18 protein-coding genes and 1 tRNA gene are annotated in these 19376 nt (G+C 38.9%); 7 read left to right on the top strand and 12 right to left on the bottom strand.

Annotated features, from left to right (window positions below):
- Positions 1–211 precede the first annotated feature (211 nt).
- On the bottom strand, positions 212–1024 hold the full coding sequence (locus ABVM50_RS14825) for an MBL fold metallo-hydrolase (protein WP_405199273.1): 813 nt from the start codon (positions 1022–1024) through the stop codon (positions 212–214).
- A 61-nt stretch (positions 1025–1085) separates the two neighbouring features.
- A complete protein-coding gene (locus ABVM50_RS14820; RefSeq protein WP_405199272.1) occupies positions 1086–1544 on the bottom strand; it encodes a GNAT family N-acetyltransferase in 459 nt (152 codons plus the stop codon).
- Between the two features lie 97 nt (positions 1545–1641).
- On the opposite strand from ABVM50_RS14820, the gene treA reads away from it, so the two are divergent.
- Both treA and ABVM50_RS14810 read left to right on the top strand, forming a co-directional pair.
- Entirely contained in the window at positions 1642–3261 is a 1620-nt protein-coding gene (treA, locus tag ABVM50_RS14815) for an alpha,alpha-trehalase TreA (protein ID WP_405199271.1), read from the top strand.
- A gap of 3 nt (positions 3262–3264) precedes the next feature.
- Positions 3265–3633: a DUF1622 domain-containing protein gene (locus ABVM50_RS14810; protein WP_405199270.1), complete on the top strand. Its 369-nt coding sequence runs from the start codon at positions 3265–3267 to the stop codon at positions 3631–3633.
- A 66-nt stretch (positions 3634–3699) separates the two neighbouring features.
- Here ABVM50_RS14810 and ABVM50_RS14805 read toward each other — a convergent pair whose 3' ends face one another.
- Positions 3700–4077, bottom strand: coding sequence for a PH domain-containing protein (locus ABVM50_RS14805; RefSeq protein WP_405199269.1), 378 nt, complete (start codon positions 4075–4077; stop codon positions 3700–3702).
- Between the two features lie 2 nt (positions 4078–4079).
- A complete protein-coding gene (locus ABVM50_RS14800) occupies positions 4080–5126 on the bottom strand; it encodes an NAD(P)-dependent alcohol dehydrogenase (RefSeq protein ID WP_405199268.1) in 1047 nt (348 codons plus the stop codon).
- Positions 5127–5294: 168 nt separating this feature from the next.
- On the opposite strand from ABVM50_RS14800, the gene ABVM50_RS14795 reads away from it, so the two are divergent.
- The 5 genes from ABVM50_RS14795 to mazG all read left to right on the top strand — a co-directional run bounded on the left by ABVM50_RS14795 (position 5295) and on the right by mazG (position 8631).
- Positions 5295–6443: a trans-sulfuration enzyme family protein gene (locus tag ABVM50_RS14795; protein WP_405199267.1), complete on the top strand. Its 1149-nt coding sequence runs from the start codon at positions 5295–5297 to the stop codon at positions 6441–6443.
- A gap of 6 nt (positions 6444–6449) precedes the next feature.
- Positions 6450–7166 carry a bacillithiol biosynthesis deacetylase BshB1 gene (gene bshB1 / locus ABVM50_RS14790; protein ID WP_405199266.1) on the top strand — a complete coding sequence of 239 codons (717 nt, stop codon included), beginning with the start codon at positions 6450–6452 and terminating at the stop codon, positions 7164–7166.
- Between the two features lie 60 nt (positions 7167–7226).
- Positions 7227–7302 (top strand) — tRNA-His (locus tag ABVM50_RS14785).
- A gap of 91 nt (positions 7303–7393) precedes the next feature.
- Positions 7394–7795 (top strand): lipocalin family protein, encoded by a 402-nt coding sequence (locus ABVM50_RS14780; RefSeq protein WP_405199265.1) that lies wholly within the window; start codon positions 7394–7396, stop codon positions 7793–7795.
- A gap of 62 nt (positions 7796–7857) precedes the next feature.
- On the top strand, positions 7858–8631 hold the full coding sequence (gene mazG, locus ABVM50_RS14775) for a nucleoside triphosphate pyrophosphohydrolase (protein WP_405199264.1): 774 nt from the start codon (positions 7858–7860) through the stop codon (positions 8629–8631).
- 448 nt (positions 8632–9079) lie between these two features.
- On the opposite strand, the gene ABVM50_RS14770 is transcribed toward mazG, so the two are convergent.
- The 8 genes from ABVM50_RS14770 to ABVM50_RS14735 form a co-directional block, all read right to left on the bottom strand.
- Positions 9080–9451 carry a DUF2200 domain-containing protein gene (locus ABVM50_RS14770; RefSeq protein WP_405199263.1) on the bottom strand — a complete coding sequence of 124 codons (372 nt, stop codon included), beginning with the start codon at positions 9449–9451 and terminating at the stop codon, positions 9080–9082.
- A 160-nt stretch (positions 9452–9611) separates the two neighbouring features.
- Positions 9612–11888, bottom strand: coding sequence for a DUF349 domain-containing protein (locus ABVM50_RS14765; protein ID WP_405199262.1), 2277 nt, complete (start codon positions 11886–11888; stop codon positions 9612–9614).
- A gap of 115 nt (positions 11889–12003) precedes the next feature.
- Positions 12004–12732, bottom strand: coding sequence for a shikimate dehydrogenase family protein (locus ABVM50_RS14760; RefSeq protein ID WP_405199261.1), 729 nt, complete (start codon positions 12730–12732; stop codon positions 12004–12006).
- Positions 12729–13745, bottom strand: coding sequence for a DUF368 domain-containing protein (locus tag ABVM50_RS14755; protein ID WP_405199260.1), 1017 nt, complete (start codon positions 13743–13745; stop codon positions 12729–12731). Before ABVM50_RS14755 ends, ABVM50_RS14760 begins: the two co-directional genes overlap by 4 nt.
- Positions 13732–14670, bottom strand: coding sequence for a DUF368 domain-containing protein (locus tag ABVM50_RS14750; RefSeq protein WP_405199259.1), 939 nt, complete (start codon positions 14668–14670; stop codon positions 13732–13734). The genes ABVM50_RS14755 and ABVM50_RS14750 overlap by 14 nt, the downstream gene beginning before the upstream one ends.
- Positions 14671–14709: 39 nt before the next feature.
- Positions 14710–16107 (bottom strand): tetratricopeptide repeat protein, encoded by a 1398-nt coding sequence (locus ABVM50_RS14745; protein ID WP_405199258.1) that lies wholly within the window; start codon positions 16105–16107, stop codon positions 14710–14712.
- Between the two features lie 88 nt (positions 16108–16195).
- Entirely contained in the window at positions 16196–17395 is a 1200-nt protein-coding gene (locus ABVM50_RS14740) for an aspartate aminotransferase family protein (RefSeq protein ID WP_405199257.1), read from the bottom strand.
- Positions 17392–19131 carry an OstA-like protein gene (locus ABVM50_RS14735; RefSeq protein ID WP_405200720.1) on the bottom strand — a complete coding sequence of 580 codons (1740 nt, stop codon included), beginning with the start codon at positions 19129–19131 and terminating at the stop codon, positions 17392–17394. Before ABVM50_RS14735 ends, ABVM50_RS14740 begins: the two co-directional genes overlap by 4 nt.
- Between the last annotated feature and the right edge of the window lie 245 nt (positions 19132–19376).

Genomic DNA, 19376 nt, shown 5'->3' with positions numbered 1-19376 from the left:
ATTGCGGACAATTGAGTTAAAAAAGACTCGTTCTAAATAAATAGGAAACCTTATATTTAATAATATGAGAATCAATAACTTAAAAGTCGCTTCCCAGATTAATGTTCTAGCTTGATTAAATAATTGTTGAATTTGTTTTAGCCAACTAAAAATTTTACAAAAATTTCAAGCATATTAATCTGAAGAGCGACTTCTTGTTTCCAGATATTTTCTACTTCGATCTTTCCGGATACCAGTTCATAAGTTCCACTTCAATATCAGAATTTCCTTCGTTTACTAATTTCTTAAATTCTTTAACATCAGAAAGTCCGTTTTTACCACGGTAATGGTATGGAATTACTTTTTTTGGTTTGAAGGATAGCACACCTTTGGCAGCACGGTCTACCGGCATGGTATAAGGTAGATTCATAGACACTAATGCGACATCGATATTCTTCAGGTTTCTCATTTCAGGAATATCTTCAGTATCGCCGGAAATATATAGTCTCTTCCCATTATTCTCAATAATATATCCATTACCACGACCTTTCACGTGCATAGCGTCTTTAGACTGAGGTAGATTGTACATTGGTATTGCCTTGATATTAAGACCCATGAGTTCTTTCGAGTCTCCGTTATTCATTACTATATATTCAGCTTTCAGATCTGCAGGTAATTTATCCTTTACGGCCTGTGGTACAATTACAGTCACACTGTCCAAACTAATGGCTTTCAGCGTTTCAGCATTCATATGGTCTCCATGAATGTCTGTGATCAAAATAAAATCAGGTCTATCCTTATCTGCAAAAGCTTCTGCTCCACCTACGGGATCTGTGTAAAAGGTCTTATCGCCCCATTTGAAAACTGCTGTGGCATGAGAAATAGGTTCTATCTGTAGGTCCATGGTTTCCTGAAGAGGCATCTCACTCATCTCTGCATTGTTCTCTGCAAGAGTGTCGTTCATCATGTTATCCTTTTCATTCCCTTGATCTTTACAACCAACAAGCAATAAACCTGCGGCAATTAGAGTAGCTACATTTTTCATAGTCAATTTTTAGCCTAAGATAAGGCTGGACATGACTTTAGCTATTTTGTTTAATAAAGAATTATGAAAGGATTAATGACATTTTAATATCCCCACGAGCATAGGGATTGTTTTCTTCGATAGGAATCTCTTCGAATCCATATTTGCGATATAAGTGAATAGCGTTTTCCAGTTTGCGACTAGAGTAAATGATCAATTTGTCCCAGCCACTATTTTTTGCAAACTGTATGGTATGGTCAATTAGAAAGTGTCCGATCTTCTGACCTCGAAAAGCTGGTTTAACCGCCATCTTTGTAAGTTCGAAAACATCATCTTCCATCTTCATTAAAGCTACACAGGCAACGATAGTTTTATCCTTTTTTACAAAGAAGATCCTTCCTCCCGGCTGAATGATATATTTTTCCTGTTTTCCTAAAACCTCTTCATCATGTGGTTCAACATAAAAGAATTCATTCAGCCAGTGAAGGTTCATTTTTTCAAATTCTTCCGCGTACTTTTTATCCCAGTTGAGTATCTCCATGATCATTAGTTATAGATCAAAAATATAAAGAAGCTTTGAGTAGCCACGCATTTCAGTTATCAATTTATTTATATTTATAGATCGTAAACACATCTATATGAACTTCCGAAGATATTTTAAGTTATTCCTGCTATCCTTAGTAATTACGTTCAACAGTTGTAAGTCCAGTGAGGATACCGTTGTTGCCAATGATAACCAGGAAATTAATATACTGCCACCAGCCGAGCTCTACGGAAATTTATTCTATGATGTACAAACCCGGGCTATTTTCGAGGACAGTAAAACTTTTGTTGATGCGACTCCTAAATACAGTGTAGGTCTTATCAGGGAGCGATATGAAATGCTCGAAGATACTACCGTTACGGGAATGAAAACCTTTCTGGATCAACATTTTAGTATTCCTGAAGCCGATCTGGATTTCAAAAGCGATAGTCTGCAGATAGGTATGCACATAAAGAGCTTATGGGAAGTGCTGAAAAGGCCTGCAAATGATAGTATTTCCGGAACTCTTATTCCGTTGCCAAATGATTATATAGTGCCGGGTGGTAGATTTCGTGAAGTTTATTACTGGGATAGCTACTTTACTATGTTAGGATTGCAGGTAGATGGTGAAAATGAAGTTATCAGGAACATGGTGGAAAATTTCGCATTCCTTATTGATGAACTCGGCTTTATTCCGAATGGGAATCGTACTTATTATCTCGGAAGATCTCAACCACCGTTCTTTTCTCTCATGGTCGATATCCTGGCTGATATTGATGGTGACCAGGTTTATGTAGAATTTTTAGATGCACTGGAGAAAGAACATCAGTTCTGGATGAAGGGAAATAATGAACTCAAACCAGGCAATGTTACTAATAGAGTCGTGAAGCTGAAGGATGGAACTGTCCTGAACCGTTATTATGATGAATTCGATACTCCAAGACCAGAAAGCTATCGTGAAGATGTAGAAACTGCAGAAATTGCAGTGAAAGCTAATCCAGAGCTCAAGAAAGAAGATGTCTATCGTAATCTTAGAGCAGGGGCGGAGTCTGGTTGGGATTATTCAAGCAGATGGCTGGTCAAAAATAAGCGAAATGAATTTGAACTTTCGAGTATTCAAACCACTTCCATTCTTCCGGTTGATCTGAATTCGTTGCTTTACCACCTGGAAAAGACCATCTCCAGGGCAGCAAAAATTTCAGGCAAAGAAGAAATATCGTCTATTTATACGAAGCTGTCAGATAAACGACAAAAGGCGATCGCAAACTATTTCTGGGATACCGAAATGGAGTTCTTCCAGGATTACAACTTTGAAAAGCAGGAATTTACAGGAAACCTATCTCTGGCAACAATGTATCCTTTATTTTTTCAGATCGCAGATGAAATGCAGGCTAACAAAGTGGCTGCAAAGATCCAAGAAGACTTCCTGAAACCGGGTGGAGTTGTAACTACACCATATAATACCGGACAGCAATGGGATGCACCAAATGGCTGGGCTCCATTGCAGTGGATCACTATTCAGGGTCTAAGAAATTATAAGCATCTGGAACTTTCCGAAGAAATAAAAAGAAGATGGCTTGATGTGAACAGCGCAGTTTACAATCGAACCTATAAGATGACCGAGAAGTATAATGTTATGGATCTTTCCAAAGAAAGCGGAGGAGGGGAATATCCAACCCAGGATGGGTTTGGCTGGACTAATGGAGTTTATAAAAAATTATCTTCAGAAGAATAGTTTATGGAACATATAAGTTTGTATATCGAGTATGCGGCAAAGTTTATAGAAGTCACTGGAGTTGTGGTAATACTTCTGGGAACGATCGTAGCATTATTCAAATATATAATGGCCAAGCAAAGTGAAGGAGTCAGATCTTACAAATTATTAAGACAGGAATTGGGGAAAGCTATTCTGCTCGGACTTGAAATCCTGGTTGCTGCAGATATTATCGCAACCGTAGTAACAAAACCAACGCTGGATGAGGTTATCTCTTTAGGGATCATCGTCCTGATAAGAACATTTTTGAGTTTTTCCATTGAACTGGAGATTGAAGGCAGATTTCCATGGCAAAGGAAGGAAAAAGAGAACAGGCTGGATCAGGAAGCTTAGACCTGCACATAAAAAAGCCACTGAGAATCTCAGTGGCTTTTTTTATAAATTTCTGACTATCCTGTCCTATAAAGTATACTCAGCAAGCAATTTCTGAACTTCATAGATATCAACTTTCTTATTGAATTTCTTTGAAATACTGGGTGATTGTTCCCCGGATATCCAGATCTTAAGTTCTGCATCCAGATCAAAACTTCCTGCAGTTTCCACGCTAAAACGTGTAATGCTTTTGTATAGCACTGAGAAATATTCAATTTTGCTACCAGTCAATCCCTGAACATCTATAATGATCAATCGTTTGTTGGTGAAAATAAAGGTATCTCTAATGATCTTAAATCCAGCAATGACTTCTTCAGAATCAATAAGCAATTTGCCATATTTCTCCTGAATAACTGAATTTTCTATAGCACCGGCATTACCAAGCAATGAGGATAGTAGACCCATAATTAATTCTTTAGTGATTTCATATCGATTACAAATCTATACTTAACATCAGATTTTACAACTCTGTCGAAAGCAGTATTAATAGAGTCCATGTTTATCATTTCGATATCTGAAACAATATTATGCTCTCCACAGAAATCAAGCATTTCCTGAGTTTCCTTGATTCCGCCAATTAATGAACCTGCAAGTCTTTTTCTACCCATGATAAGTCCGCCACCATGAATATCCACTTCATCGATCGCTCCAACTAAGGTCATTGTCGCATCTCTTTTCAGTAAGGCAACATAAGGATTCGTATCATGTCCTACAGGAACCGTATTCAGAATAAAATCGAATGAATTCGCATGTTTCTTCATTTCTGCTTCATCCTTCGAGATCAAAACTTCATCTGCACCAAGGGATTTAGCATCTTCGGCTTTAGCAGGAGAGGTAGTGATCATCACAACGTGAGCTCCCAAAGCGTGGGCAAACTTAACACCCATATGTCCCAGACCTCCCAGTCCAACAACACCAACTTTATCACCTTTTTTTACATTCCATTGTCTAAGCGGAGACCACGTCGTAATACCTGCACATAATAATGGTGCAACTGCTTTTGTATCCAGATTTTCAGGAACCTTCAGTACAAATTTTTCGCGTACCACAACCATTTCAGAATATCCTCCGAAAGTATGACCACCTAAATGTTCATCCTTACCATTATAGGTAGCGGTCATTCCATTTTCGCAATATTGCTCAAGACCATCTTCACAAGATTTACATTCCTGGCAGGAGTCCACCATACATCCAACTCCAACAAGATCACCTTGCTTAAAGTTTTTAACGTCTGACCCCACTTCTACTATGCGACCAATAATCTCATGGCCTGGTACCACTGGATATTTACTATTGCCCCAATCATTTCTAACCTGGTGTATATCGCTATGACAAACTCCACAATAATCGATTTCGATCTTCACGTCATTTGCAAGAATGTCCCTGCGTTCGATCTCCATCATATTAAGATCTGCATCATTCGACTTTGCGCCGTAAGCTTTTACATTTTTCATTTTATTCTCTTTTGCTGAAATTTACTCATTTTATAACTGCACCACATGCTATGTAGTATAGGTTTAACTATTCTTAACGCGCTGAATTGACGTAGGTCAACTTTCTTGTAGTCCTTTGCTTTCAAAGAATTCTTAGTACCTTAGGAGCTCAATTTTGAATTCTAAATTATGAGCGATTCTAAAGGAATCAATACGATATGTACACATGCTGGTGAACTGGAAGACACTCAGTTTAAAGGAGCGGTTTCTCCACTTTATATGGCAACTTCTTACGCATTTGAAGATGTGGAGACCAAGCGTTACCCCAGATATTTTAATACTCCAAACCAGGTAGCCCTTGCTAAAAAGATGGCTGCACTGGAACATGGAGAAGCAGCTTTGATCTTTGGTAGTGGGATGGCCGCAGTAAGCACTTCATTAATGGCATTTTTGAGGTCTGGTGATCACGTTGTGTTTCCAGATGCACTTTATGGGGGAACAAGTAACCTTGCAGTAGAGGAGTTCGCTAAATTCGGAATAGAGTATACGTTCGCTAAAGACTCTTCAATAGCTTCACTAGAATCTGAAATCAAGGAAAATACGAAGGTAATTTACATCGAGACACCATCAAATCCTCTGTTGAAGATCACGGATATCGAGGGAGTTGCAGGTCTGGCCAAAAAGCATGGTCTTGTGAGTATGATCGATAATACTTTTGCCTCTCCGGTGAATCAGAACCCTCTGGATATGGGAATAGACATCGTTTTACATTCTGCAACGAAATATATGGGAGGTCATAGTGATATCCTGGCGGGAACTGCAATAAGTTCTGAAGATCATATCGACAGGATCTTTCAAATGGCGAAGAATTTCGGCGGAAACTTAAGTGATTATACGGTCTGGTTACTGGAAAGAAGTATCAAGACCATGGGCTTACGTGTAAAAGCCCAGAATTCGAATGCCATGCAACTGGCTGAATTTTTAGCCGCCCATTCCAGTGTCGCGAACGTTTATTATCCTGGTTTAAAAGATCATCCCGATCACGAACTGGCAGCAAAGCAAATGTCTGGTTTCGGCGGAATGATGTCTTTCGAGTTGAATGCTGAGATCGATGTGCAGCATTTTATGAAATCCCTGAAACTAATTAAACCCTCCATGAGTCTTGCCGGTGTGGAAAGTACCATTCTTTTACCTTCGAAAACCAGTCATGGTTTGTTGACAGAGGAAGAAAGGGCACAGCAAGGGATCAAGGATAATCTTTTGAGATTTTCTGTGGGCATCGAAGAGTTTGAAGATATTAAACAAGACCTTGAGCAGGCAATAGCAATTACCAAATAAAGATTTATGAAATTAGATATACTTGCGATTGGCGCACACCCTGATGATGTGGAGTTAAGTTGTGCTGGAACCATTGCAAAAGAGATTAGTCGAGGAAAAAAGGTTGGAATTCTTGACCTTACCAGGGGAGAACTTGGTACAAGGGGATCTGCAGAGATTCGTGATCAGGAAGCAGAAGCTGCAGCCGAGGTTTTAGGAGTTGAGGTTCGCGAGAATCTGGAATTTAGCGATGCTTTTTTTACAAACAATGCTTCTCATCAAATGGAGATCATTAAAATAATAAGAAAGTACCAGCCAGAGATTGTGCTATGTAATGCGGTTGATGACAGACATATCGATCATGGAAAGGCTGCAAAATTAATAAGTGATGCTTGCTTTCTGAGTGGTTTGCGTAAGATTGAAACTATCATGAATGGTGATAGCCAGAACGCATGGCGACCAAAGCACATTTTCCATTATATACAATGGAAGAATCTAAAACCAGATTTTGTAGTAGACATCACGGGCTTTCTGGATAAAAAAATTGATTCGGTTAAAGCTTACAGGTCGCAATTTTACAGTGAAGATAGTAAGGAGCCTGAAACTCCAATTTCAAGCAGTAACTTCCTGGATAGCATTACTTACCGGGCACAGGATATGGGAAGGCTTATTAATACTGAACATGCCGAAGGTTATAATGTAGATCGTTATGTAGCAGTGGATTCTGTATTTGACCTTATTTAATTGAAAATTTTTCTTTGCTGAAATGTACAAATAACTTACATTTGCAACCGCTAATCAAATGGTGGTTGTAGCTCAGCTGGTTAGAGCGCCGGATTGTGGTTCCGGAGGTCGCCGGTTCGAAACCGGTCTTCCACCCTCACAAAGCTTCTCAGAAATGAGAAGCTTTTTTGTTTACGCAACCTTTCTCAGTTATTTGCATCTATCTATTGAATCAAATCAATTGAAAAATGAGAAAATTAATACTTCTTTTCGTCGCAGCCATTTCATTGAGTAGTTGTAGCAGTAGTGATGACAGCCTGTTAATTGTAGATCTTACTGTAGATAGTCTTTCAGGAACCTGGAAAATGACCGATGCATATGTAAGTCCGGGTGGTGAGACAACCTGGCAAACCGTTGAAAACGGTACAGAATATACATTTTCTCCAAATGGTTATTTTAATGCTACCCAGGATGAATGTCCAACAGGAACCTATAATCTCGATCTTGATGAAAACACACTTTCATTTACTTGTTCGGATAATACGGAAAGTATGCGCTCGTTCAAGGTAGTTAGCATTACTGAAAGCGAAATGGAGATAAGTTACATAGGTTGTATAGAAGCTTGTATCTACAGATATCGTAAGCAATAAACTTCAGTTCATGTTCATCATACGGTTTTGATATATTACTTTTGAAAAAATCGTTTTTCAGTATGAATTCCAGGCAAGATCAACTTCAGGCTTTTGACAGATTATTAACCATCATGGATGAGCTCCGGGAAAAATGTCCCTGGGATCGTAAACAAACCATGGAATCATTGCGTCATCTTACTATTGAAGAAACCTACGAGCTTGGCGACGCCATTCTGGACAAAGACATAGAGGAAATTCGGAAAGAACTAGGAGACGTCTTATTACATCTTGTGTTTTATTCGAAGATTGGAAGTGAGACTAATGATTTTGACATTGCAGATGTTGCGAATGGCATATGTGATAAACTTATAGATCGGCATCCTCACATTTATGGGGATGTGATCGTTGCAGATGAAGAAGAGGTTAAACGTAACTGGGAAAACCTGAAATTAAAGGAAGGCAAGAAAAGTGTTCTCGAAGGAGTGCCCAGGTCTTTACCTGCAATGGTCAAAGCCAACAGGATACAGGATAAAGTTGCAGGAGTTGGATTTGACTGGGAAGAACCCAAACAGGTATTCGAAAAACTTCAGGAAGAACTTAAGGAGCTGGAAGATGAAGTTACAGATAATAATAGTGATCTTATTGAAGCAGAATTTGGTGATGTACTATTTTCTATGATCAACTATGCACGTTTTCTGAAAGTGAATCCTGAAAATGCTTTAGAACGTACCAATAAAAAATTTATCAAACGATTTCAGTATCTGGAAGGCAAAGCGGCAGAGCAGGGCAAAGCACTAAAAGATATGAGCCTTGCGGAAATGGATGTATTCTGGAACGAGGCTAAGAAAGTATAAATAGACTATAGATTTTCCTGGTCATATTATCTAATAAAAGTAGTTTTCAGAAATAAAAAACAAAGTTTATTAGAGTTGGTTATTATCAAATCATCAATTTTTCTCAACCTTTTCAGATCATCTCAAAATCCCTTTGAGTTTTGGATATTTGCTTGGATACATATGACTTTGAGTACAGGATCTGCAACTCTAGCCGCAAGAATAACTACTTCCGAAGAAAGCGTAAAGATTTAGATAGCCATTCGTTTTGATTGTTGAAGTAATGTTTGCACAATCTTCTACTTCTTTTAGAGCAAAGAAAACAAAGGCTCGTCTGTGAGTTTTTGCCTTAGATAAGCACTTCACTGTACAATGACCGACAACATTGAAGTTTCCAAATAGATTACCTAATTGAGAGAAGATTAGTATTAACTTATAGTCATTGCTATAATCAGTGTAACTCCGATTCTTAGCGCCTCAAGATCTTTTCCATCTTTCTGCCTTTGGCTAATTCATCGATCAACTTTTCCATTTTTCTGCAATCGCGATACAAAGCAAATTCTTCAGGAATATCTTCAATACGATAACCGCATACGACTCCATTGATCATGTGTGCATTTTTGTGGATCCTGGCTCCTTCAAAAAAATCACCAAAAGTACCAGTACCGTCAATAAAGGATTCCAATGTATCCTGATCATAACCCGTTAACCACGAAATAACGCTGTCAAGTTCATCTTTAGTTCTACCGTGCTTCTTTATTCTATTCAGGTAATGCGGATAAACAGCGCCGAAATTCATTTTCGCAATTTGCTCATTCTTTTCAGGTGTTACTACTGCCATCTTTTATAATTGCTAGTTACTATATAGGGTATGAGACGCGAACGGGATAGCTAGTTTCCTATTTCTTTAAAAAACTATAGCCTGTAAAACCTTTAATACGATAAGTTTTTACGCTTAATCGATCAAAAAGAATATTACAGGCTATGGTATTGGATTTTTACTAATACAAGGTTTTGATCTTAGCAAGTTTTTCCTGCCATACTTCCAGGTCGGCTTTGTGCTGAGCGATATTCTTGTGTACATCCTGTACCAGTGGATTATCGTCATCTACATTGCTGAAGAACTGCAAATTGTTCTCGAGTTGTCTTATCTCAGCCTTGGTTTCTTCGATCTTCTTGGTAAGAAAATAGTGTTCGTTCCTGATCTTCTTGTCATCGTCTGCATCATCAAGAGCCTGGATCTTATTCTCGTACTTCATCATCTCTGCCTTGGTGTTGTCAACATCAAGCTTTTTAAAGAGTTGATCCAGCGCTTTATTAAACTTTCCTTCTATAAATCTTTTATTATAAGGTACACGACCCACTTCCTTCCAGGAATTGATTTTATCCTTGATAGCGGCAAGGTTTTCCTTTTTAGTGCCTGCTAGTTCCAGGGATTTTACTTCGTCCAATAGGGCCTTTTTCTTTTCGAAAGCTTCAACTTCATCCTTATTCTCTTCATTCTTCTGGGCGTGCATGCGATCAAAATAATGATTACAGGCCTTTTTAAACTGTTTCCAGACCTTATCACTATCCTTTCGGGGTACATGTCCAACTTTCTTCCAATCGTTCTGGATTTTCTTCATGAGAGGTGTGACCGTTTTAAAGTCATCACTATCCATATTGTCTTCTGCAATCCTGATTAGTTCTTTCTTTTGCTCCAAATTATCGTATTGCTCCTTCTTTAAATTCTTGTAGTAAGCATTTTTCTTACGATTGAATTTACGAACATGCTCTTTGAACTCATTCCAGGTTTCCTGATTTTTGTTTCTTGGAACTTTCCCGGCCTTGAAGAATTCTTCTCGCAGAGCTTCGATTTGTTTGATCCTTTGCTGCCATTTGTTGTGGCTATCAAAATCCTGTTCTGCTATTTCCTTAATCTTGATGATGATATCTCTTTTGGTCTCCCAGTTCTTCTCGTACTGTTCGTCCAGCTGAGAAAAATATGCCTGACGCTTATCGTGAATATCTTTTGTAGCTGCGCTGAATCGCTTCCAGATGTCTTCCCGATACTCCTTCGCCACAGGTCCAAGCTCTTCCTTCCACATTTTGTGCAGCATCTGCAACTCCCGGAAAGAACGATTCGTGTCTTTTTCCTGCGCTAATTCTTCAGCACGGTCTATTACCTTAAGCTTTTGCTCAAGATTATGCTTAAAGTCCAGGTCTCTGAATTCACGGTTTAAATGCAGAAAATCATAGAAATTCTCAACATGATGATGATAAGTATTCCATACATTATTATAACGATCCCTAGGAATAGGTCCGGCGGTACGCCATTTATCCTGAATTTCCTTGAAATGATTGTAAGTAGTATTGATATTTTCTTCAACACCCAGAAGTCCCTTCAATTCCTCAATAAGTTCTAAGCGTATATTCAGGTTTTGGTTGAGGTCTTTTTTAAGGCGTTTATAATAATCATTCCGCTTCTCACGATAATCAAAGTATGTCGAACTAAATTGTTTGTTAAGTGGAGTAGAGTAGTGGAAGTCAATTATATTCCCGCCTTCAGCAAGAAACTCTTCCTTTTTCTCTTCCATTTCCTCATCGAACTTAGCATTGAATTCAGTTCTGATCTCCTGTACATGTTCTTTGATCGCCTGAACCTTCTCGGTTTTCAGCAGTCTTTCCAGTTCCTCAACAAGTGCTTCCTTGCTCATGGAATGGTAATCCTTTTTCTCTATAGTGTGTCGTTCACCAGCGCTTTCATCTTCACTTTCTTCAGCAACAGAGTTCTCCATGTCTTCTTCATGACTCCCGCTGCCTTTCTGATTCTCTCCAACAACTGCTTCACCAATATCACTATCAAGATCTTCATCCTGTTCTTCCGTATTTGCTGCCGTTTTCCTGTTTTCGGATTCTGAAACGATGGCATCTTCATGATCTGTTGATTCTGAAACTTTTCGAACAGATTTGTTTTCAGGTTCTACAGATTCATTGTTCTTCTTCACAGGATAAATATCTCCATCTCCTTCCATGGCAGTGTACGGATCTTTATCGGGATCTGTTTTTTCTATTTTCTTTTGATCTGAAGTTGCCCTTCCTGAAGCAGATTCATGAACGATTGCATCTTCATGATCGGTCCCGTCAAAACCTTTTCGTTCAGTTTCCTGCTGAAGTTTTTCAGAGTTATCGTTCGGGTCATTCAAAGAATGATCTGTAGAACCGGAGGTATGCTTTGAGTCCTTTTCATGGTTCTCAGACATTTCATTTTTCTTGTTCTCATTTTCTGTAGTGGACATATCTTTCAATGTTAGGGTTCTTCAAAATCGAATTATTCTGAAAGATAACAACTCCACTAAAATTGGACAAGGGAATGATTCTATTTATAAACAGAATGAAGCTTTGAGAGTCGAATTAAGAATTCCAGATGGACCAGCTTTTTTCAGCCTGAAGTTCTAACATTTTATAACCATTTAGGGTTTTAGCACCACGTTCAGAAGCTAGCTTCATGAGCCTGGTTTCTTCCGGATTATAGATAAGATCAAAGATGATATGCTGGCTGGAAATACCCTCAAGAGGAATATCAGGATAACGTTCGGTTTCAGGAGAAGTGCCTAAAGGTGTTGTGTTAATTACCAGTTTGTTACGACTAATTACCTCAATTCTTAGTTCACTATACGATAGCGTATTTTCCGAAGAATTTCTGGAGATAAACTGGTAGGGAACTGACAGTTTGTCAAGAGCATAAGCGACGGCTTTTGAAGCTCCTCCGGTCCCAAGGATAAGAGCAGAACTATGGAAACTTTCCAAGTGATTCTCCAGTGCTTTTTTGAAGCCAAAATGGTCTGTATTATAGCCAGTGAGCTCACCGCTTTCAGAAATTTTAATGGTATTCACAGCGCCTATTTTTTGCGCTTCAGAGTCAAGATGATCTAGAAATGGAATTACTTTTTCCTTGTAGGGGATGGTTACATTCAATCCGGAAACTTCAATACTTTTGAAAATTTCGGGAAACTGATCAATGCTTTCAAGGTCAAAATTGATATACCTGGCATCGATATTTTTATTGCTGAATTTCTTACTGAAGTAGTTTCTGGAAAAAGAATAATCTATGTCTTTTCCAACGAGTCCAAAAGTTCTCATTTTTCCGAAGTAATTTTTTCGTACCAGGCGAGTCCAAGTACAATGCTAATTCCTATTCCTATACAGAAGACTGCCGCGAAAGTTTCTACCTGATCGAATTGTGGCCAGTATCGATCGTAATTGTCGATCACCTTATTTCCGTTCCTATCAATTAGAACTTTACCCTGTTCTCCAATTTTGTATACTTTCTCCTTCCATGGCCATACAACTCCAAGGGAGCCTGTGATAAATCCAATGATGACTGCAAAAGTTTCTCTTTTTCTTGTTTTGAGTACATATCCCAGCAAATGAGACAATGAAACCAGTCCAGCCAGGGAGCCAATGGCGAAGACCGCCAGTACTTTAAGCATCTGAATTCTTTCTGCATTTCCAGTCCAGGAGAAATCCATCATCAGGATGTCTGCCATCGTATCATAAAGCGCATTAACAGAGTCTACCAGCAACAGGACGTAATTCCCCACCAGAATCAATATAAAGCTACCTGAGAGGCCTGGAAGGGTCATCCCCGACACACTTATCATTCCGCAGATAAAAACAAACCAGAGATTGTCATTTTCTCTTGCAGGTTCCAGGAAACTAATGGCTATTCCGGCAATGATCCCGAGTACTGCAAATACAATAGAGTTACGATCCCAGTCTTCAAAGTCCTTACTAATGTAATAAATGGAGCCAATGATCATTCCGAAGAAAGCTGACCAGACGTATAGTTCGTAGTGTATAATGAGGTAGTCCAGAATCTTGGAAACGCTAAAATAGCTAATCAGCATCCCAAGGATCAACAGGAATAAGAACTTCCCGTTGATGTAATGGTAAAGGCTTCTGAATCTACCAGAAATTAAAAGCTTAAAGGCTTTAAGGTTTACCTTTTGTAGTGAATAGATGAACTCTTCATAGAATCCGGCAACAAAGGCAACAACACCGCCAGACACACCAGGAACCTTGTTCGCAGCGCCCATGGCCAGGCCTTTTAGAACCAGCAGGAACTTATCTGTGAAGGTCCTAGTTTGCTGCATCGGCATTTTCAGGTTTATTACCAGCCAGCATTTCCAGACCTAAAATGAGGAAGAATCCGGCCAGCATAAGAACTACAGACCATAATGTTTGTGGATCTCCGTCGAAATTCCATGGTAATACGGAAGCTTCCTTAAGAACCACCTCTTTTTCACCATACATAGCAGTTTCCAGAGTTTCTTTCCATGGCCAGATCTTGTTCAATGAACCAGCGATAAAGCCGGTAAGAACCGCAAGGGTAATACTACTGTAATGAACGAATAACCATTTCAGGATCTTTGAAAAAGTAAGCAATCCAAAAACTGCTCCAACACCTACAATACCTATAGTCTTCAGATCAAAATCATGTGCTGCTTCTGTAATCGACTTATAAGCACCTAGCAATACCAGAATAAAAGCCCCAGAAATTCCAGGCAGGATCATTGCGCAAACGGCAAGTGCTCCGGCAAAGAACAAAAACAAATAAGAATTACTGGCGGAAAGTGGTGGCAGGCTAACGATATAGAACGCAACTGCTGCACCAATCACCAGCGCTAAAACGATCTTCCAGGTCCATTTCGGGATTTGTTTACCTACAAACCAAATACTGGCAACCACAAGTCCGAAGAAAAAGGACCAGATTAGAACCGGATGATTCTCAAGCAAATAATTTGCTACACGCATCACACTAAATATGCTAACGAGAATACCTGCAAAAAGAGCTACAATAAAATTACCATTCAGCTCTTCCCACATGGCCTTAAAGCCGTCTGCCTTCCAGGTGGAAAGCAAACCAAGGTTCACCCCACTAATGGTGGTGATCAACTCTTCATATATACCTGAAATAAATGCGATAGTACCGCCGGAGACTCCGGGAACAACATCTGCGGCTCCCATAGCCATTCCTTTAAGGCTTATCTTTAGATAGTCCACTAAACTGCGTTGCATCTTAGAATTTTATGATTTTGCTCAAAGGTAGCAAAATTACTAAGAGAGCTTTACGAAGGAATTTATAATTTGTTTGATGCTTTTTCGCTCGAAAATATTCGGGAAAAGTTCTTCTATGATGATGTAATATTCTGAGTCGGTTTTCAAGGCATTATTCAAATGAAAATAGCCTTTGTCACCATTGTTCGTATTAAAATATAAACCGGCAAGACGATATTCGACTTCCGCAGTACCCGGATAAAATTCCAGAGCCTGCATCATGCTGGAAATTGCAGTTTCATATTCTCCCAGTCCAATCAGGATATCACATCTTCTAATCCAGGTCTCTAATTCGTAATTTCCCAATTCAAGACTTTTTTTATAGCCTTGCTCAGCCTCCTCCGGGAAATTCAGTCTACTGTTGATCTTTGCGTAACGCTTCCAGTAAAGAACATTTTCCTCGTCTATATTGATCGCTTTATTGATGTAATATAAAGCCTTTGGGAAGTTTAATTTTTTGATATAGAAGTCGGTAATCGCGATCCAGCCTTTATCGAGTAAAGGATCCTCATGCACGGTTTGCTCGTAATTTTTGATCGCGAAATCATCACAACCAAGTTTTTCGAAGCATTTACCAATTCTTAAATATGCGAATGATGTAGGATCATCGAGTTCCAGAGTAATATTATAGTTTTCGATGGCCTCATTGTAACGCTTTAATTTCTCAAGAACCTTTCCTTTTTCCAGGTAGGCTCCCACGAACCTGTCATCACTAATAATGGCAAAATCAAAAGCTGCCAGTGCTTTAGTGTAGTTCTTCAGGTCAAAATACTGCTTTCCAACCTGGTGCCAGGCTACTTCGCAATACGGGTGCTTGTCCAGATATAGATTCAGGTAATCAATAGCTGCTTCTTTCTGTTCAAGAAAATCGAAGCAATACATGATATTGTAAAGAGCAGAATAATCCTCATCATCTGCCTCAAGGCATTTCATAAAGCTATATTTCGCATTCTCAAAATCCTCGAGAAAGAGATATTCCATCCCAATGAGCGAAAATATTTCTGCATCTTCAAGCGTGATCTCCAAAGCTGCTTCCAGCATGGTAATTGCCTCAGCGTGCATATCTCGCTTAGAATAGATCTGAGCCTTTTGAATGTAGATCTCCTCGTTGGAAGATTCCAGATTTTTCAACTCATTAAGTATACTGTCTGCAAGATCCAGTTTATCTTCAAAAACAAGGATCTCAACTTTGTATAATCTTAGATTTACTGAAGTAGGATGCTGGGCGAGACCCAATTTCACCGCTTTTTTAGCAAGAGCTATCTTGCCATTCTCCATGTAATGGTTGATGATATTCTCAAATTCGTTCGAATCGAAAAAAAGAACGTCATTGGTCTTTAGCATGGATTCGAAGCGATCAAGAGAGAAATTATCTTCTTCGTTATGGCTCAATTGCATAAGAGAGTGATTATGGGATTTCTACTGTTATTAAAGTTAAAAAGGAATAAGGGCAATAGGTACGCCCGCTTGCATTGTTGTTAACAAATTAATTAACAGCTTCAATATTACTATTTATATCTTCCAGTATGTCAACAATAATGCCACATCCTTTCAAAATTTCTTCAGAAGATATTGTCAGGGGCGGAGTGATCCTTACGGCTCGCTTTTCGAACAATAACCAGAATAAGATCAATTGTTCATCTTTAGCTCTAAGCACCAGCTGGTCTGCAATTTCGGCAGACTTTAATATGATTGCCAGCATTAAGCCTCTCCCTCTAACTTCTTCAATGAGCGGATGTTGTAAATGGTTTCTGAAGAGCTTTTCTTTTTGTAGTGTTTCAGAAATAAGGTTTGTGCTAAGGAGCTCTTTTAAAGTAGCAAGTGCTGCTGAAGCAATTAAAGGATTGCCGCCAAATGTTGTGATATGTCCAAGTTTAGGATTATCCATAAGCAGATCCATGACCTCTTCTGAAGCTGTAAAAGCTCCAATTGGTAATCCGCCACCCATTCCTTTTCCCATTACCAGGATATCAGGAACAAGTCCGAAATTCTCGAAACCAAATAATTTACCGGTCCTTCCAAAACCAGGTTGTATCTCATCCAGAATAAGTAATGCGTCTACTTCTTCACAACGTTTTTTTACTTTGAGTAGATAATCATCTACCGGCTGAATAAAACCAGCACCACCCTGGATTGTCTCCAGAATTACGCACGCTGTATGTTCGTTGATATTTGATAGATCTTCCGTGGAGTTGAATTCTATAAATGAAACATCTCCTATTAAAGGTTTGAAAACCTTTACCCTTTCTTCAAAATCCATCAGACTTAAGGAGCCCATCGTATTACCATGATAGGCGTGCCTTGCAGCAATGATCCCTGTTCTTCCAGTAGCCCTTCTGGCCAGTTTCAGTGCACCTTCGATCGCCTCAGTTCCGCTATTTACGAGATAGGTTTTAGATAGCGAACCAGGTAAGTTCTCAGCAAGCAATTTACTAAGCTCTACTGCAGGAGCCTGTGCATATTCGCCATAAACCATTACATGCAGATACTTTTCAGCCTGCTCCTTGATAGCATTTACCACTGCAGGATGCGAGTGACCAAGAGTACAGGCAGATACGCCAGCAACGAAATCAAGGTATTCTTTGCTATCACTTGTCTTTATATAACTACCGGTAGCACTTTCTACTTCTAATGCTAGTGGGTGAGGAGTGGTTTGAGCCTGAAACTTTAAAAAATCTTCCTTCATTCCTGGTTGCCAGTTAGAGTGTCCTTAACAGGTTTTGCAATTGGTTCAATAGCGTCCTTAAGTGAATCCTGAACCTTTTCGTTTTTATACTTCAGAGAATCTTTAGCTCTATTCTTTAGAATTTCTGGTTTAAGTCTGGAATTTTGATCTAGTAGGAGGTCGTCTTCTTCGCGTTCTTCAAAAAATTCCTCAGGAGCTTCAGGCATTTCGATACCTTTGATCTTGGTAAGTTCTGGTACAGGTTTTCCTTCAAATAGTCCATCTTTCGAAGTGATTCTTTCATCACCGCGCCAGTTAAAACCAGCTAAGGTTCTTTGGTTTTGAGGAACTTCATCTTCCGGAGGCATTTTACCCTGAACAGCATTTAAATAATCTATGAATTCGATCTGCTGATCCTGAAACAGGATACGTATATAACTGGCAAGGGTTTTATTGATCGAAATAAGGGCGCCCTCATCGTTTCTTAAATAATTGAGGGTTTCAGTATTTTTATCAATAATAACTTCCCGTAGTTGATTATCTTCAAAATATCCTGTGAGAATCTTTCCTTTTAACTGGTTGTATCCTTCTATGGTATCCTTCTGAATTAAAAAAGCATTGTCAAATACCAGCAGGCTATCCAGTTGTTCAGATTCAGAATTAGATTGCAGGTGTATACTATCACCACTCATTTGATTGAGTCCGGACCATAAAACAGGTTTTTTATCCCCAAAACGACCAAGATTGATCAATTTTGAAAGTCCGCTTTGTTGATCTGAATATATAGAATCACTACGCCCGCTCATTGGATTTTCACCAGTTTGATCTTCTTTTAAAATGCGAACGTCATAGAAACCTCGGATAATTCTATGTTCTGGTTTCCCGGTAATCATAATGGTATCACTATGAATGAACAAGGTGTCTCGTTCCTGTAAGCTCGCGGCAAGAGCTCTTTTAGTTATAAAAACAGAATCTTTATCTCTATAAACTTCAGCATAATGACCGGTTACTTTGCTTTGGTTTATAGTGTCGATGACCTGTATATTATTTGTGGCAGATGCGAAACTGGTTTCACGATCAAAATACAGACTGTCTCCCTTCAGTACCCGGTTTTCATAATCTATCCTGGAGTTTTTTACGAAATAACCATTATCTGCTCTGGTATCATAAAATCCGCGTTCGCAGTAAACCGTGCTGGTTTCACTTTTGATCGTTGAAGGTCCATATAAGTAAGCGTAACCACTTTCAGAATAAAAATCAAGTTGTTCAGAGTTTATAGTATACTCCGGGTTAGTTACTACTACTTCATCAACAAAACTGTATTTGTTCTGTTCCATATAATAGCGGCCAATCCTACTGGTAAGGACACTGGCAGTATCCCGAACCTTTCCACCACTCCTATAATATGCTTCCTGTTTTAGTCTGTCGAAGAACAAACTGTCGGTTTCAAGGGTGGTTTGAGGTCTTTTCATTAATACTTTTCCGCTGGCAAAGGCAAATTCAGTATCTCCATTATACTCGGCATAGTTGCTGGTCATACTTACACTGTCACCTTGCTGCATTCGAATATTACCATAAGCCTTGAAGAAATTGGCTTCTTTATAAAAAACAGCATTATCGCACCAGACTTCGATTCCATCGTGATCAAAATAAACCTGGTTATCTATTTTACTTAGAATTAAAGCGCCCGGATATCTAGCTTCATTTTTTAAAGTTCTATCAGATTCGTAGTTGATTTCCTGACTATTTTGTGCCATTCCTACCTGGAAGAAAATCACACAAAGAAGTACGCTAAAGATGTGTCGCAATTCAATATTTTTTTCAAAAGTACTTAAAATTAAAATGTCCTTGATTTTATACATAAACGTGATGTGCAAAAATCTGGTATGCCAATTAATCATAATAAAACTCCCTAAAAGGATCAATAATCCTTAATGAAATCAAAAAATTTTGGCATTTAAGATAATCTTAACGATTGGATTAAAACTGAATTGGCTTTCCC

Source organism: Christiangramia sp. LLG6405-1 (assembly GCF_045055805.1).
In the GTDB taxonomy this organism is placed as follows: Bacteria; Bacteroidota; Bacteroidia; order Flavobacteriales; family Flavobacteriaceae; genus Christiangramia.
The sequence above is the reverse complement of the archived record's forward strand: the minus strand, read 5'-3'. Positions and strand labels throughout refer to the sequence as shown.